Here is a 16885-nt window from a genome sequence, read left to right as displayed (position 1 = left end):
GTACCGCACTCCCTTCCGGGCCTGTGCGTTGGTTGGGGTAAGTTGTCTGGCTAAACGATAGGATGTGGATGAGGGATGGAGGCGGGCTTTGCCCTGTCCTGGTTGATAAAATAATGGAGATGCAACCTTGAAGATTAAAGATCTAGGTTGCATCTCCGTTTTTTATTCAATCAAATTGAAATATTTGGGGAATTATATAGTGGAATATTTTGAGGTATTTAGTTCAACTCCAGGTTTTCCAGTTCCTGTGAGGGGAGTTTTGGTTCTGAGCTGTCTACGTATTTTTTGAGGGCCTTGGAGGTTTTTGCGAAGCCGGCGTTGGTTCCGGCGCCTCCGATGCAGCCTCCGGGGCAGGCCATTCCTTCGATCATGCAGTTTTTGATCTTGCCGGCTTTTGCCAGAGTGAGGACTTTTTTGCATTCGGCAAGGCTTTCTGCGTGTTCGATGTGGACTGGTACATCGGGATAGTATTCCTTCAGACAGTTTTCGATGGCTCCAGCTACGCCGCCGGCGATGGCGTAGCCTCTTCCTGCTGCGGTTGCGGCCTGGGTTTCTTCCGGGAGCTCTTCGCAGGTGGATGGGGTGATGCTTTTGGCGTCGAACAGGCCCCAGAGTTCCTCGAAGGTGATCACGAAGTCTACATCACTTCTTACGGAATGACGCATGGCTTCCAGTTTCTTGGAGGCGCATGGTCCGATGAAGACTACTTTCGCATGGGGGTGCTCTTTTTTTACGATCCGGGCAGTTGCCACCATCGGGGTCAGCTCCTGGGAGATGTTGTCGATCATAGCCGGGAAGTATTTTTTTGCCATGACTGACCAGGATGGGCAGCAGGAGGTGAGGAGGAACGGGAGGTGGCCGGTTGCTACTTCTTTGGCGTAGTGGTGTGCTTCAGAGATGCAGCCGATGTCTGCGCCCAGTGCTACCTCATAAATGTTTGAGAAGCCCAGCTGTTTGAGAGCGGAGCGGAATTGGCCCGGGGTGACGTCTTCGCCGAACTGATTGATGTAGGCGGGGGCGATTTCTGCAATGATCTCAGTTCCTTCTCGGAGGGCATGTGCCAGCTGGAAAATCTGGGATTTGTCGGAGATAGCTCCGAATGGACAGCTGACCATGCACATGCCGCAGGATACGCATTTATCCTGGTTGATGGAGGCGCGTCCCTGTTCATCGCTCTCGATGGCTTTTACACCGCAGGCACGTTCGCAGGGGCGTTCTTTATGGGCGATGGCATCGTAAGGACAGACAGCTTTGCATCTTCCGCAATGGATACATTTGTCCTGGTCGATGAAGGATTTTCCGTTTACCATGGAAATGGCGCCTTTGGGGCAGGTGAGTAAACAGGGATGTGCGACACAGCCGCGGCACATGTTGCTGACTTCGTATTTGTTGGATTCGCATGCGGAACATGCGGAAGGGATCACCTGCATAAGAGGTGGTTCATAATATTTCTCGTCAATGTTGCTGGCCTTCACGCCATCGGTAAGGTGGACGGAACGATTTTCCGGGCGGAGGGAAAGTCCCATGGCCAGACGGACACGTTCGCTTGCAACAGCTCTTTCACGATAGATGCTTTCACGGTATTTCGCGCGTTCCTCTACAATATTGTAGGGAATGGATTCGATATCATGGATCATTGATTCGTCCGTGGATTCAAATCCGATCTTAGCAATTTCGGTAAAAATCTTTCGCCGGATCTGTTTTACTGGTGTGTCAAGATTTCGCATAGATGTTCTCCTTTACAAAATAAATTAATTAAATGTTTTCCACGCACTTTTTATCTATCTTAAAGTAATTGAGAAATAAAATCAATAACCGGCTTTAATGTTTTGGGGCAGAAACAAAGAGCAGATTTGTATCTTTATTATCAAAGCTGTTAAAAATTGAACATATTTTATGGAAAATAGATATAAAATCAGTAAGCCGTTGTAAACATTTCGATATATTCTGAAAAAAGCAAAAAAACTGCTTGTGAAAAATGACCATATAAGTTATAATTAAAGGCATGAAATAGTGCAAAATAATGATTTGCATAAATGCGCGGCACTGACAGAGTGTTAAAGCATTAACCTGTAGTGGAACAGGTTGATCAAGTGGAAAATCTATGAGAAACAAGGAGGGAACCGAATGTTAGACCAGACGTATTACAGAAAAACGGACGAGATCATCGAGCACTACGGCCGGAAAGCTGCATCACTGATTCCGATCATGCAGGATATTCAGGCTGAGTACCGTTATCTTCCGGGAGAGCTTCTTACTTATGTTGCGGAACAGATTGGTGTAAAAGAAGCGAAGGCGTACAGTGTAGCTACTTTCTATGAAAACTTTTCCTTTGAGCCGAAAGGCAAGTACATCATCAAGGTATGTGACGGTACTGCCTGTCATGTACGTAAGTCCATGCCTGTAAAGGAAGCAATGCTGAAGGAACTTGGACTGAGTCATAAGAAGCATACTACAGATGATATGATGTTTACCGTTGAGACAGTTTCCTGTCTTGGTGCCTGCGGACTTGCACCGACACTGACTGTAAATGATGAAGTTCACCCGAAGATGACTCCTGAGAAGGCTGTTGAGCTTTTAAATGAATTGAGAGGTGAGAGCGTATGAGTATAACCAGTATGGAAGATCTGAAAAACAAACAGGCTGAGGTTAAGAAGAATCTTGATGGCTATACCTGCCGTGTTCTCGTCTGTTCCGGTACCGGATGTATTGCTTCCGGTGCTCAGAAGATTTATGAAGAAATGTCAAGACTCTGTGAGGGAATCGAGGGTGTTGCGGTTGAGATGCAAAAGGATGTTCCTCATGTAGGAATCGTTAAGACCGGATGCCAGGGCTTATGTGAACTGGGTCCTCTTATGAGAATTGAACCCTATGATTATCAGTATGTACATGTTCAGGTAGACGACTGTCGCGAGATCGTAGAGAAGACCGTGATCTGCGGACTGCCTGTCGAGCGTCTGTTTTATCGTCATAATGATGAGGCCTGTCCACATCCCAGTGACATTCCGTTCCTGAACCAGCAGACAAGGATCGTTCTTGAGAACTGTGGCAAGATCGATGCAGAGTCCATTGATGAATATATTTCCGTAGGCGGATTTTCCGCTATGGCGAAGGCTTTCTTTGAGATGACCCCACAGGGTGTTATCGACGAGATCTCGAAGTCTGGTCTCCGCGGCCGTGGCGGTGCAGGCTTCCCTGCAGGCAAGAAATGGTCACAGGTTGCACGCCAGCCGGAAAAAGTCCGTTATGTAGTATGTAACGGTGATGAGGGTGACCCGGGAGCATTTATGGATGGTTCCGTAATGGAAGGTGATCCTTACAAGATGATCGAGGGTATGGTGATCGCTGCCTATGCAGTAGGTGCAGAAGATGGTTATATTTATGTGCGTGCCGAGTATCCTCTTTCTGTACAGAGACTTCGAATGGCTATTGAGCAGGCAGAGTCCTATGGCCTTCTTGGTGATAATATCCTTGGTTCCGGTATTAATTTCCACTTACATATCAATCGCGGTGCCGGAGCGTTCGTATGTGGTGAAGGTTCTGCCCTGACTGCTTCTATCGAAGGCAACAGAGGTATGCCTCGAGTAAAACCTCCGAGAACTGTCGAGCAAGGTCTGTGGGGTAAGCCTACCGTTCTCAATAACGTAGAGACTTATGCCAACGTACCGAAGATCATCCTTCAGGGTGCTGACTGGTTCCACACCATCGGTACAGAGGGAAGCCCCGGAACAAAGACCTTCTCACTTACCGGTTCCATTGAGAACACCGGCCTTATCGAGGTGCCGATGGGAACAAGCCTCCGTCATATCATTTATGACATTGGTGGTGGTCTTAAGAGTGGTGCTGCATTTAAGGGTGTACAGATCGGTGGTCCTTCCGGTGGATGTCTGATCGACGATCAGATCGATCATCCGCTTGATTTTGATTCTGTTAAGAAGCTGGATGCCATCATGGGTTCCGGTGGACTTGTTGTTATGGATGAGAATACCTGTATGGTAGAGGTTGCGCGTTTCTTCATGAGCTTTACACAGCGTGAGAGCTGTGGTAAATGTGTTCCCTGCCGTGAGGGTACCAAACGTATGCTTGAGATCCTGGAGAGAATCGTCGCAGGTAAGGGTGAGCTTTCCGATCTGGATGAGCTGGAAGAGCTTGCAAACATGGTTCAGAGCATGGCCCTGTGCGGACTCGGTAAGAGTGCACCGCTTCCGGTCATCAGTACTCTGAAGCGTTTCCGTGACGAATATGTAGAGCATATCGTAGATAAAAAATGTCGTGCGAAGGTCTGCACGGCGCTCCGTCAATTCCATATCAATCCTGAGTTCTGTATCGGCTGCGGCAAGTGTGCAAAGAACTGTCCGACTGGTGCGATTTCAGGAAAGATCAAGCATCCACATGTAATCAACAATGACGTATGTATCAAATGCGGATCCTGTAAGGATAACTGTAACTTTGATGCGATTTATGTGGAAGCATAGAAGGGAGGATATCTTATGGGTACAATGACAATTGACGGAAGAAAAGTAGAATTTACTGACGAAAAAAATGTCCTGACAGTCATCAGGAATGCCGGTATCAATATCCCCACACTGTGCTATCATTCAGAGGTTTCCACCTTTGGTGCCTGTCGTCTCTGTACAGTTGAGGATGACAGAGGCAAAACATTTGCCTCCTGTTCCGAGCAGCCGAGAGACGGAATGGTTATCTATACCAACTCCGGTCGTATTAAGAAATATCGTAAACTGATCGTGGAGCTGCTTCTTGCAGCACATTGCCGTGACTGTACAACCTGTGTAAAGAGCGGCGAATGTATCCTGCAGGAGCTGGCACATCGCCTTGGCGTGCGGGATATCCGTTTTGAAAATACAAGAGAACAGCACGAGATCGATGACAGTTCACCGTCCATCATCCGTGATCCGAACAAATGTATCCTCTGCGGCAACTGTGTACGTGCCTGCGAGGAACTTCAGGGAATCGGAGCTCTTGGATTCGCATTCCGTGGAACAGAGGCCATGGTTATGCCTGCATTCAATAAAAAGATTGCTGAGACACAGTGTGTAAACTGTGGTCAGTGCCGTGTTTACTGTCCGACAGGAGCCATCTCCATTCGTACACATATGGATGAGGTTTGGGATGCACTTGCGGACAAGGATACCCGTGTGGTTGCCCAGATCGCGCCGGCAGTCCGTGTAGCAGTTGGTGATCACTACGGCCTCACAAAGGGCAGGAGCGTTATGGGCAAGATCGTCAACGCACTCCACAGAATGGGCTTTGATGAAGTATACGATACCACATTCAGTGCCGATCTTACTATTATGGAAGAGACCAAGGAGTTCTTAAACAGAGTAGAGAAGGGTGAGAACCTTCCGCTTCTGACCTCCTGCTGTCCTGCATGGGTGAAGTTCATCACAGATCAGTATAAGGAATATGTTCCGAACATTTCTACCTGCCGTTCCCCACAGGGAATGATGTCTGCGGTTATCAAGGAATACTTCCGTGATCCGGAGCATGCAGCAGGCAAGAAGACCGTTATGGTTTCCATTATGCCATGTACAGCCAAGAAGGCAGAGGCAATCCGCCCCAACAGCTTTACCGATGGCGAGCAGGATACCGATATCGTTATCACAACCACAGAGCTTCTCCGCATGATCGATAACTTTGGTCTTGATTTTGCAACACTGGATCCGGAAGCATGCGATATGCCGTTTGGATTTGGTTCCGGCGGTGGCGTTATCTTCGGTGTTACCGGTGGTGTTACCGAGGCAGTTCTTCGAAGACTGAGCCCGGATCACAGCAAGGAAGCCATGCATGAGATTGCAGAGTGCGGTGTTCGTGGTGAAGAGGGAATCAAGGAATTTACCGTACCGTACAAGGGAATGGATATCAATGTATGCGTAGCCAGTGGCCTTGCAAATGCAAGAACCGTTATGGAACGTGTAAAGAACGGCGAGGCAAACTATCATCTGATCGAGGTTATGGCATGCCGCCGTGGATGTATCATGGGTGGAGGTCAGCCGACCAGATCCGGTGACAGAACCAAGGCAGCCAGAGCAAGAGGTTTGTACAATGCAGACAATACCATGATCATCAAGAAATCCGATGAGAACCCACTGGTTCTGGAGCTTTATGAGGGACTCCTCAAAGGCAAAGAGCATCATCTGCTTCACAATGAGTTCTATATCAAAGACTGATATGAGGAATACAAAGAGCTGCTGTTCCCGGTGAACAGCAGCATATAAGAAGCCTTCCGGGCATATACTGTGGTATGCGGGAACTGTCTTTTTTAAGACGTTTCCCGGAACTTACAGGCCAGTATATGCAGGGAGGCTTTTTTATATGGAAAACTTTCAGGTTTACCGTGATATCCAGGCGCGGACGGGCGGGGATATCTACATAGGGGTTGTGGGACCGGTCCGTACAGGAAAATCCACATTCATCCGGAGATTTATGGAGCTGATAGCACTGCCATCGATCAGCGAGGGAAAAAGAGCAGAACTTCAGGATGAACTGCCATTAAGCGGTGCCGGAAAAATGATCACCACCGTAGAACCCAAATTTATTCCAAAAGAAGCAGTGGAAGTATCCATAGGGGAAAACCAGAAAATCCGGGTAAAACTCATTGACTGTGTAGGCTTTCTGGTAAAGGATGCATCCGGAAATGTGGAAGAAGGCAGGGAGCGGATGGTCAAAACTCCCTGGCAGGAAAAAGCAATCCCGTTCCATGATGCAGCCCGCATTGGAACGGAAAAAGTGATCAGCCAGCATTCCACCATTGGGATTGTAGTCACAACAGACGGAAGTTTTGGGGAGATTCCCAGAGAAAATTTTATTCCGGCAGAGGAACAGACCATAAAAGAACTGAAAGTCCAGGGAAAACCCTTTCTGATCCTGGTAAACTCCCAGACTCCCTACAGTGAGGAAACCGGAAAAACTGTAAAACATCTGGAAGAGAAATTTGGAGTATCCGTTCTGGCAGTCAACTGTGAACAGCTTCGAAAAGAGGATGTGACCAGAATCCTGGAGAAGATCCTTTATGAATTCCCGGTCAGTGAGATAGAGCTTTTTGTTCCCAGATGGGTGGAGATGCTTTCTCCGGAACATGAGGTAAAGGCGGCTCTGTTAAATGAGATTCGGGAAAAGATGACCAGACTTACTCATGTGCGTGATGTAAGCAGAGAATCAGTATATCTGGAAAGTCCATATGTGGAAGATACATTGCTTGAGCAGGTCAGTCTTTCCGATGGAAAAGTCCGTATCCGGATCGCAGTAAAAGACATTTATTATTATCAGATGCTCAGTGAAATGAGCGGGATATCTATGGAAAGCGAATATGAACTGATCCAGACCATAAAAGAGCTTGCCGGTATGAAGGAACAATTTGTAAAAGTCCAGGCTGCCCTGGAAGCGGTAAAAGGAACAGGGTATGGGGTTGTGGTGCCTGAGCTTTCCGAGATCACTATTGAGGAACCTGAGGTGATCCGTCAGGGAAATAAATTCGGAGTAAAGATCCGGTCAAAAAGTCCGTCCATTCATATGATCCGGGCGGGAATCGAAACGGAGATCGCTCCGATTGTTGGTACAGAACAGCAGGCGGAGGACCTGATAAAGTATATCAGAGAAAGCCCGGAGCGAGGGGAAAGTATCTGGGAGACCAATATTTTCGGAAAATCCATACAGCAGCTGGTGGAAGACGGAATCCGGAACAAGCTTGCCATGATCAGCGAAGAAAGTCAGGTGAAGCTTCAGGATACTATGAAGAAGATCGTAAATGACAGCAAAGGCGGACTGGTGTGTATCATCATATGAATGGAGAATAGAATTGCAAAGCAAAAAGGACGTTCTTCAGCAGACGTCCTTTTTTTGATGTTGTTTTTTCCATTCTGCGATAAACTGAAGCTGTTCCTGGTCAGATAGTTCCTGGGAAGCGGCGTCATTTCCTGCAGCGGCACAGCAGAAAAGAACAAAGATCTGGAGTCCGAAGAATACAAGAAAAAAGAGAAGCATAGAAAAACCTCCTTTATTTTTCAGATATGTTAAGTATTGGAGGAGATAATGTATTTTATACATTATATTGCAAGAAAATATAATTATCACCGGGTATGGAGATTTTTAAAACAGGAGGAAAAGAAACCATGAAAAAGAGAAGATTCGCACAGCTTGTTCTCATGATCACAATGCTGTTTTGCCTGACATTTGGCACAGTGTGTGCGCAGGCAGCAACAACAGCAACCACAACAACCGCAAAAGCAGCTGTTAAAAATGGCTGGAAAAAAGAGGGCGGACAATACTACTATTATGTGAAGGGAAAAAAAGTAAAGAATACATGGAAAACCGTGACTGTCGCTAATAAGACTACCGGCAAAAAAATGACATACAGATACTATTTTTCCAACACCGGAAAGGCTTATAAAGGTGGAACATTCTTCGGGGAGAACTATCTCCTTGTAAAAAAGATCGGCGGGAAATACTATGGATTTAACCGGTATGCACAGATGGTAAAAGGCGTTTATTATTCCGCATATGGACAGTCCAGAGCCGGATTTTATGCTTTTAATACAAAAACTGGTGTATACGATGCTAGAACATCTTCAAGAATAAGGAAAGCATTTGTAAGAGAAAAGAGTTCTGCAGCACTGCGGAAAGTCCTTGGCAGACCTCTTCGTACCAGAAAGACAGATGGCTGTTATGGTGACGGACAGGAATATCTGTTGGAATACACAAGATTCTGGGTCAATACATACAAAGACAAAAAAGGGAAGGAAATTGTACTGGACGTGATCAGCAAATAAGGTTCCTGCCGGTGCCAGAGCAGTTCAGTGCGAGATCCAGGGAAATCTGGAAAAGATCACAGGCTGTATTGAAGAAAAATATCTGGATACAGACAGCAGGATTTATATAAGATTGAACCATGATAAGATTTATGAAGCATTTCCGATGGATGTTTCCACAGAAGATGGAAAAACGGACAGCAGCGGTTTTTGCTTATATCTGGACTGTTCACTTCTTGCAGCAGACGGAAATCAGATCGAAATTCTTACAGGCAACAAAGATTCAGCCCGTATAATAGGCGGACTGACGCTATAAAGGAGGACATAAGAAATGAGAAAAATAACAGTACAGGTGCTTTTAGGGGCAGCATTGATCGCAGCGATGTGTCTGGGGGCACCGACAGCTGCTTTTGTAGGCGAGATAACGACAAAGGAGGAAACCGCAGAGCTTCAGGATGCAAAAGAGGATGACAGCAAAAAGAAAGACTCCAAGGATGCGGCAGGTCAGGATCTAGTGATCACCATAATGGACAATCAGATCCAGAAAACAGTTAATTTTCGTACAGGAAGAGGAAACTAAATAAAATATACAGCAAAGATCCCGGGGTCTTTTTATATAAAACGAGTAGCGGGAAAGATGTCCGCAGAATAAGCTAAAGAAAGGTCAGCTGTCCGACGGGAGAGCTTTGGAAAGGTATAAAAGGATGTATACAGGAAAAGGGATAGGCGTGGCGGTTCTGGACACCGGTATTTTTCCTCATATAGATTTTGGCAGCCGTATTTCCGTGTTTCGTGATTTTACAGGAGTCAGACGCAGCCCATATGATGATAACGGACATGGGACTCATGTCAGCGGGATCCTTGCAGGGGACGGAACTGCATCAGGTGGAAAATATAAAGGGGCTGCACCTGGCTGCAGTATCGCTGCTCTGAAGGTTCTGGATCGTTTCGGGAACGGAAGCAGGGAGGATGTGATGCGGGCATTTCGGTGGATCATGGAGTTTGGAAGCATTTATCATATCCGTATCGTTAATATTTCAGTGGGAACAACATCCCGGGATCATAAGGAACAGACAGATCTTCTTGAAGGAGTGGAAAAACTTTGGGATTTGGGATTTGTGGTGGTAGCTGCAGCAGGAAATCAGGGACCGGGGGCCGGCACGGTAACAGCACCGGGAAGCAGCCGGAAGATCATTACCGTAGGCTCCAGTGATATGCTGAATGGCAGAAAGGCAGTTTCCGGAAGAGGCCCTACTTTTGACTGTGTGTGCAAACCGGATCTGGTAGCGCCGGGAAGCCAGGTCATTGCCTGTGCACCGGGACTGCCGTACTCATATGGGCTCAAAAGCGGAACCTCCATGTCGACGCCTCTGGTGTCAGGAGGGATCGCCTGCCTTCTGGAAAAAGATCCCCGGCTTTCTAATGTGGAGGTAAAGATGTTGTTAAGAGAAAATGCAGAAGATATGGGACTTCCCAGAAATCAGCAGGGATGGGGAAAATTTAACTGTGAAAAACTGTTGGCAGGCTGAATTATTATACAATTCTTATAAACATAGTGTGGTAAAGCACAAAAGCGTTGACGGAACCGGAAAATATGAGTACAATGTACAGTAAAAGTGCTGAAGAAAGATTCTAAAGGAAAGAGCACCTGGAATCCGAACAGGAGAATAAACCTCAAAAGGAGAAAATAATATGGAAAAAATCAAAATGCAGACACCTTTAGTTGAGATGGACGGAGACGAGATGACACGTATCCTGTGGCAGATCATCAAGGATGAACTTCTCACACCGTATCTGGAACTGAATACAGAATATTATGATCTTGGTCTTGAGCACAGAAATGAGACAGATGATCAGGTTACCATTGATGCAGCAGAAGCAACCAAGAAATACGGAGTAGCCGTAAAATGTGCCACGATCACGCCAAACGCAGCCAGAATGGAAGAGTATGACCTGAAAAAAATGTACAAGAGTCCAAACGGAACGATCCGTGCCATTCTTGATGGAACTGTATTCCGTGCGCCGATCGTTGTAAAGGGAATCGAGCCATGTGTAAAGAATTGGGTGAAACCGATCACACTTGCACGTCATGCATATGGAGATATCTATAAGAATACAGAATTTTATATTGACAAGCCGGGAGATGCATATCTTGTATTTGAGGGCGAAGACGGAGAAGAGCGTAAGGAGCTGATCCAGCATTTTGATGGAGCAGGTGTTCTCCGTGGCATGCATAATCTTGATGATTCCGTAAAGAGCTTTGCGAGAAGCTGCTTTAATTATGCACTGGACACAAAGCAGGATGTATGGTTCGGAAGCAAGGATACCATTTCCAAAACATACGATGGAAGATTTAAAGAGATTTTCCAGCAGATCTTTGATGCAGAGTTTAAGGATAAATTTGAGGAAGCCGGCCTGACCTATTTCTACAGTCTGATCGATGATATCGTAGCCCGTGTTATGAAGGCAGATGGCGGTTTTATCTGGGCATGCAAGAACTATGACGGAGATGTTATGAGCGACATGGTATCTTCCGCATTTGGCTCTCTTGCCATGATGACCTCTGTACTGGTATCCCCGAAGGGATATTTTGAGTATGAGGCTGCCCACGGAACAGTTCAGAGACACTATTATCGTCATCTTGAGGGAAAAGAAACATCCACAAACTCTGTTGCAACGATCTTTGCATGGACAGGAGCTCTCCGCAAGAGAGGCGAGCTGGACGGAAATGAAGCACTTGCTGATTTTGCAGGAAAACTGGAAAAAGCAACACTGGATACCATTGAAAGCGGAAAGATGACCAAGGATCTTGCACTGATCACTTCCCTGAAAGAGGTACAGGTATTGAACAGCAAAGAGTTTATCCTTGCTGTAAAGACAAAACTGGATGAACTGATGGCATAAATAATAGGAATTTCAGAATTTCAAGTAATTTCATAAAAAATAAAAAATTGCACCGGAAGATCCAGGGATGGATCACGGTGCAGTTTTTTTATGAGGGATATATATGGATCATCTGATCTCTGTCAGACCGAAACGTTCATGGCTTGCTGTACATGTTCCACAAGGATCTGCCGGACCTGGGGATATTCTCCAAGTCCCTTCAGTACAGGGGTGACTTCATATCCTTCGGAAGAAAGACGGTTCATCCAGGAGTCCGGATCTGCACCGGCCAGATCGTTCTGTGCATGGTCGCCGGCTACGATCATGAAAGGCGCTAGCACGATCTTTTTCGGATGAAAGCTGTCGGCAGCCCGGAGAAGGGAGTCCAGGGCCGGATAGGCTTCTACAGTTCCAAGAAAAATATTTTTATGTCCGGTATCTTTAAAACGGTAATCCAAAGCAGCATAAACCGTGTTTGCGTAGTGTTCTGTTCCATGTCCCATCAGTACAAGTGCAGTGTCCGGATCCATGTCCCGGAATTCATCTGCAACTACCCGGACGATCGCCTGGTTATCTTCTTCTGTTGTGAGAAGAGGATTTCCGAAAACAATACTGGAAAAACGGTCACGAAAAGAAAGCGCATCGGCTTTCATCTGATCATTTTCGATACCGTTGATCACATGAGTCGGCTGTACGATCACATCGGTGATACCATCCAGAAGCATCTGTTCCAGAGCTTCCTTTACCGTGTGGATCGTAAGACCGTCCCGCTTTTTCAGTTTGGCAATGATCATTTTGCTTGTCCATGCACGGTAGGTGGGACAGGCCGGGAATGCATCGGCAATATCGTGCTCGATTGCCTCGATGGTAAGCTTACGGGTGTTTTCATAGCTTGTGCCGAAACTTACTACTAGGATCGCTTTTTTTGAAGCTGAGTTCATACGGGGATTTCCTCCATCCTGATAATTATGGTGATTATGATAAATTCTTTATATTTCTCCGCTGGAATATAAAGATGATCCGCAATTTCTACCATAAGATATTATAAAAGGGAGGGCTGACATTGTCAATCGTAGTTGACTTTCCTTACGGAAATGTTTATCATTATAAAAGATTGTGGAAACAAAGGAGAAATGTAGGACATGAGTATATTCATGCTTGGAATCGATCATAATATGGCACCTGTAGATGTCAGAGCGCAGTTTGCTTTTACCCGTAAAAATACCGGAGAGGCGCTGCGCAGGCTGAAAGAAGAAGCTGGGATCTGCGGGTGTATTATTCTGTCGACCTGTAACCGGCTGGAACTGTGGGTAAGTACTGCAGATGAGGAGAAGCCGGACCTGTATCAGTGGCTCTGCTCGTTGAAAGGTGTGCAGGGAGAACAATACCAGAAGTATTTTACCAGCAGAGAAAACGAAGAGGCGGTGGAGCACCTTTTTTATCTTACCAGCGGACTGAAATCCCAGATCCTGGGGGAAGATCAGATCCTGACCCAGGTAAAAGAGGCGTTGAGTATGTCAAGGGATGAGTTTACCACAGACAGTGTTCTGGAGGTGCTTTTCCGTATGGCGGTAACTGCAGGCAAGAAGATCAAAACGGAAGTGCCGTTTTCTCATGGAAATCCTTCTGTGATCCATCAGGCCATCCGTTTTCTGGAAGAGGGCGGTTATCATGTTCGCAATAAAGTCTGTATGGTGATCGGAAACGGTGAGATGGGGAAGATGGCTGCCCAGACACTGCGTGAAGCAGGAGCGGATGTGACGGTTACGATCCGTCAGTACAGAAGTGGTGTTGTGAGCATTCCTGTTGGATGCAGCAGGATCAATTATGGTGAGAGAATGGATTATCTGCCGGAGTGTGACCTGGTGGTCAGCGCAACAGCAAGCCCCAATTATACACTGACGGAAGAATTGTTTGAGGATGTACGTGTGGAACGACCTATGATCCTTATCGATCTGGCAGTTCCAAGAGATATTGATCCGGAGATCCGAAAAAAAGATAACATCACACTTTATGATATGGACAGCTTCCGAACCGGCGAGACACCGAAGGAACTTGCAGATAACCTGGAAGCAGCAGGATCCATTGTGAAGGCCCAGATGAACGAATTTTTCCAGTGGTTGGAAGGTCGTGATATCATCCCGCGCATCCAGGAGATCAAAGCGGATGCTGTGGAAGATCTGAACCTGAGGATCGAAAAAATCTTCCGGAAAACTCCTATGGAGGATTCAGACAGAGAAAACCTGAAAAAAGCAGTGGATACTGCAGCCGGAAAGGTTGTGAACAAGCTGATCTTCGGGCTTCGGGACAGTCTGAACCAGGATGCTTTTCTGGAATGTGTGGAAGGACTGGAGAAACTTTATGAAGAATAAACCTTATTTCCCCATGTTTATAGACCTGTCCGATAAAAATATCGTTGTGGCAGGTGGTGGTAATATTGCTACCAGAAGAATAAAGACTCTTCTGAAATTTACAAGAAATATCACGGTAGTGGCTACAAAAGTGACCCAGGAGCTTATGGATCTTGGAAAAGCAGGAACTGTAACTTTATATATCCGTCCCGTGAAACGTTCAGATTTTGCCAACGCATATATGGTGATCGCAGCCACCAATGACTGGAAGCTGAATGATGAGATCCACCGTGTCTGTAAGGAGGAGGGCATTTATGTTAATGTAGCCTCCGACCGGGAAGCCTGTGATTTTTATTTCCCGGGCGTATATATGCGGGATGAAATGGTAGTTGGAGTTACAGCCAGCGGACTGGATCACAAAAAAGCAAAGCGTGTAAGGGAAGAGATCCAGAATGCGCTGGAAAAAGTATTGGGAGAGCAGGATGAAGATGAAGAGAGATAAGATCGTGATCGGCAGCAGAGAGAGTAAGCTTGCAGTGCTGCAGAGCGAAATGGTCCGTGACTACATAAAAGAAAAAAATCCGGATCTGGAAGTGGAAATCCTCACTATGAAAACTACCGGGGATATCATTCTGGACCGTACACTGGATAAGGTTGGCGGAAAAGGGCTTTTTGTAAAGGAGCTGGATAAAGCACTGATAGATGGAAGAAGTATTCTTTCTGTACACAGCCTGAAAGATATGCCTATGGAGGTTCCGGAGGAGCTGCCGCTTCTGGCTTTTTCCAAAAGAGAAGATCCGAGAGACGTACTGGTTCTTCCTGAGGGAGCTTCTGAACTTGATAAAAGCAAGCCCCTTGGATGCTCCAGCTTAAGGAGAACTTTACAGCTTAAAAAACTGTATCCGGATATGGATGTCAGAAGTATCCGCGGAAATCTTCAGACAAGACTCCGGAAGCTGGATGAAGGACAGTACAGTGCATTGATCCTGGCTGCTGCCGGCCTTAAGAGACTTGGACTGGAATCCAGGATCAACCGGTATTTTACAGCAGATGAGATCATTCCGGCTGCTGGTCAGGGAATCCTTGCTGTACAGGGAAGAAAAGGGGAAGCTTATGATTTCCTGGAGGGCTACTGTGATAAGGATGCCTGGACCGCGGGAAGTGCGGAGCGTGCTTTTGTAAAGCTCCTGGATGGAGGATGCTCTTCTCCGGTGGCTGCCCATGCGGAAATTCTCGGGGATGAGATCTATCTCAGAGGGCTTTATTATAATGAAAAAGACGGTTCCTATGTAACAGGAACACTGCGTGGCAATAAGGCAGATGCGGAAAGCTTAGGCAAGGAACTGGCAGAAACTCTTCGGAAAAAAGGAGAAAACAGATGAAAACAGGAAAAGTATGGCTGGTAGGAGCGGGCCCTGGCGATATCGGCCTTTTTACATTAAAAGGCCTCAAAGTGCTGGAACAGGCAGATGTGGTCGTCTATGACAGTCTGGTAGGTCAGGGAGTTCTGTCAAGAATCCCGGAAAATGCCAGGCTGATCAATGTAGGCAAACGTGCCAGTCACCATATCATGCGTCAGGAAAATATCAATCAGGTACTTCTTGAGGAGGCACAGCGGGGTCTTCGTGTGGTGCGCCTGAAAGGCGGAGATCCATTCCTCTTTGGAAGAGGAGGAGAGGAGCTGGAGCTTCTTCGGGAGAATGGGATCCCTTATGAGGTTGTTCCGGGTGTTACTTCCTCCATTGCAGTACCGGCATATAACGGGGTTCCGGTAACACACAGGGATTTCTGTTCTTCAGTCCACATCATTACAGGACACAAGAAAGCCGGAGAAGAATATGATATAGATTTCCGGGCACTTGTTGATACAAGGGGAACGCTTGTATTTCTGATGGGCGTGTCCGCACTTCCGGATATCTGCGAGGGTCTGATAGGTGCAGGAATGGAAAAGGACATGCCTGCGGCGATCCTGCAGAAGGGAACTACAGCAGGTCAGAAACGGATCGTAGCAACAGTTTCTACCCTGGAAGAAGAGGTGAAACGCCAGGGGATCGAGACACCGGCGATCATTGTGGTGGGTAAGGTATGTACACTGGCAGAAAAGTTTGGCTGGTATGAAGAACTGCCGCTTTCAGGATGGAAGGTCCTTGTCACAAGACCGAAAGAGCTTGTTTCCAGAACTGCGGACAAGCTTCGTGAAAAAGGTGCGGAGGTTCTGGAGCTTCCGGCGATCCGTACTGTCCCCATGGAAGACCAGAGCCGTCTCTATAAAGCGCTGGATCACCTGGAGGAATATCAGTGGCTTGTATTTACCAGCCCTACAGGTGTAAGGGTATTTTTTGAAGAACTGATCCGCCATGGAAAAGATATCCGTGCCATGGGAAATGCCCGTCTGGCCGTGATCGGGGAAGGAACAAAAAAGGCCCTGAAGGAAAGAGGTCTGCTGGCAGATTTTGTGCCGTCGGTATATGACGGGGATACTCTTGGAAAGGAACTTTCAGAGCTTCTTTCCGGTGGAGAAAAGATATTTATCCCGCGGGCAGAAAAGGGTAATGAAAAGCTCACCGCATTTCTTGCACAGGCAGGCGCTGTGGTCGAGGATGTTCCGACTTATCAGACTCTTTACGAAAAGAGCCAGCTCATCGATGAGAAGAAGGAATTTGAAACAGGACAGATCAGCTGTGCGGTGTTTACAAGTGCCTCCACTGTGAAGGGATTTGTAGAGGGAACAAAAGGACTGGATTATTCAAAGGTTAAGGCGGCCTGCATCGGCAGACAGACGAAGGCGGCTGCTGAGAGCTTTGGAATGAAAGCATATATGTCAGAAAAAGCCACCATTGACAGTCTTGTCAAGCTGGTGGAGGATATGAAAAGGAGCGAATGATC

General features: G+C 46.7%; 16 protein-coding genes. 13 read left to right on the top strand and 3 right to left on the bottom strand.

Going from position 1 to position 16885, the window contains the following annotated elements:
- Positions 1-218: 218 nt before the first annotated feature.
- Positions 219-1727 carry a 4Fe-4S dicluster domain-containing protein gene (locus DWW77_RS03515; RefSeq protein ID WP_118608062.1) on the bottom strand — a complete coding sequence of 503 codons (1509 nt, stop codon included), beginning with the start codon at positions 1725-1727 and terminating at the stop codon, positions 219-221.
- Between the two features lie 400 nt (positions 1728-2127).
- Between DWW77_RS03515 and DWW77_RS03510 the strand changes: the two genes are divergently transcribed.
- The 4 genes from DWW77_RS03510 (at position 2128) to spoIVA (ending at position 7803) form a co-directional block, all read left to right on the top strand.
- Positions 2128-2607, top strand: coding sequence for a complex I 24 kDa subunit family protein (locus tag DWW77_RS03510; RefSeq protein ID WP_015525285.1), 480 nt, complete (start codon positions 2128-2130; stop codon positions 2605-2607).
- Positions 2604-4475 (top strand): NADH-quinone oxidoreductase subunit NuoF, encoded by a 1872-nt coding sequence (locus DWW77_RS03505; RefSeq protein ID WP_021653014.1) that lies wholly within the window; start codon positions 2604-2606, stop codon positions 4473-4475. Before DWW77_RS03510 ends, DWW77_RS03505 begins: the two co-directional genes overlap by 4 nt.
- Positions 4476-4490: 15 nt before the next feature.
- Positions 4491-6188 (top strand): [FeFe] hydrogenase, group A, encoded by a 1698-nt coding sequence (locus DWW77_RS03500; protein ID WP_015525283.1) that lies wholly within the window; start codon positions 4491-4493, stop codon positions 6186-6188.
- A gap of 145 nt (positions 6189-6333) precedes the next feature.
- Positions 6334-7803 (top strand): stage IV sporulation protein A, encoded by a 1470-nt coding sequence (gene spoIVA / locus DWW77_RS03495; protein ID WP_022426914.1) that lies wholly within the window; start codon positions 6334-6336, stop codon positions 7801-7803.
- Positions 7804-7839: 36 nt separating this feature from the next.
- Here the strand turns inward: spoIVA and DWW77_RS17925 are convergent, their stop codons facing one another.
- Complete coding sequence (locus tag DWW77_RS17925) at positions 7840-8001, bottom strand: hypothetical protein (RefSeq protein WP_015525281.1); 162 nt, start codon at positions 7999-8001, stop codon at positions 7840-7842.
- Positions 8002-8129: 128 nt separating this feature from the next.
- On the opposite strand from DWW77_RS17925, the gene DWW77_RS03490 reads away from it, so the two are divergent.
- The 5 genes from DWW77_RS03490 to DWW77_RS03470 all read left to right on the top strand — a co-directional run bounded on the left by DWW77_RS03490 (position 8130) and on the right by DWW77_RS03470 (position 11669).
- A complete protein-coding gene (locus DWW77_RS03490; RefSeq protein ID WP_092072007.1) occupies positions 8130-8786 on the top strand; it encodes a hypothetical protein in 657 nt (218 codons plus the stop codon).
- A gap of 112 nt (positions 8787-8898) precedes the next feature.
- Positions 8899-9081, top strand: a complete 183-nt coding sequence (locus DWW77_RS03485) for a hypothetical protein (protein ID WP_092072004.1) — start codon at positions 8899-8901, stop codon at positions 9079-9081.
- Positions 9082-9096: 15 nt separating this feature from the next.
- Entirely contained in the window at positions 9097-9345 is a 249-nt protein-coding gene (locus tag DWW77_RS03480; RefSeq protein ID WP_092072001.1) for a hypothetical protein, read from the top strand.
- A gap of 124 nt (positions 9346-9469) precedes the next feature.
- Positions 9470-10294, top strand: coding sequence for a S8 family peptidase (locus tag DWW77_RS03475; RefSeq protein ID WP_015525272.1), 825 nt, complete (start codon positions 9470-9472; stop codon positions 10292-10294).
- Positions 10295-10457: 163 nt separating this feature from the next.
- Entirely contained in the window at positions 10458-11669 is a 1212-nt protein-coding gene (locus tag DWW77_RS03470) for an NADP-dependent isocitrate dehydrogenase (RefSeq protein ID WP_059085918.1), read from the top strand.
- A gap of 122 nt (positions 11670-11791) precedes the next feature.
- Here the strand turns inward: DWW77_RS03470 and DWW77_RS03465 are convergent, their stop codons facing one another.
- Entirely contained in the window at positions 11792-12589 is a 798-nt protein-coding gene (locus DWW77_RS03465; protein ID WP_021653025.1) for a sirohydrochlorin cobaltochelatase, read from the bottom strand.
- Between the two features lie 201 nt (positions 12590-12790).
- Here DWW77_RS03465 and hemA point away from each other — a divergent pair, with 201 nt between their 5' ends.
- The 4 genes from hemA to cobA are packed head-to-tail and all read left to right on the top strand — an operon-like array spanning position 12791 to position 16883.
- The gene (gene hemA / locus DWW77_RS03460) at positions 12791-14020 is read left to right on the top strand and encodes a glutamyl-tRNA reductase (RefSeq protein WP_092071998.1); all 1230 of its coding nucleotides are present in this window, start codon (positions 12791-12793) and stop codon (positions 14018-14020) included.
- Positions 14010-14501: a precorrin-2 dehydrogenase/sirohydrochlorin ferrochelatase family protein gene (locus DWW77_RS03455; protein ID WP_015525267.1), complete on the top strand. Its 492-nt coding sequence runs from the start codon at positions 14010-14012 to the stop codon at positions 14499-14501. Before hemA ends, DWW77_RS03455 begins: the two co-directional genes overlap by 11 nt.
- A complete protein-coding gene (hemC, locus tag DWW77_RS03450) occupies positions 14488-15381 on the top strand; it encodes a hydroxymethylbilane synthase (protein ID WP_334297631.1) in 894 nt (297 codons plus the stop codon). The genes DWW77_RS03455 and hemC overlap by 14 nt, the downstream gene beginning before the upstream one ends.
- Positions 15378-16883, top strand: a complete 1506-nt coding sequence (cobA, locus tag DWW77_RS03445) for a uroporphyrinogen-III C-methyltransferase (RefSeq protein WP_118608060.1) — start codon at positions 15378-15380, stop codon at positions 16881-16883. The genes hemC and cobA overlap by 4 nt, the downstream gene beginning before the upstream one ends.
- Positions 16884-16885: the final 2 nt, after the last annotated feature.

Source organism: Ruminococcus sp. AF17-12 (assembly GCF_003479245.1).
In the GTDB taxonomy this organism is placed as follows: Bacteria; Bacillota; Clostridia; order Lachnospirales; family Lachnospiraceae; genus Blautia_A; species Blautia_A fusiformis.
The sequence above is the reverse complement of the archived record's forward strand: the minus strand, read 5'-3'. Positions and strand labels throughout refer to the sequence as shown.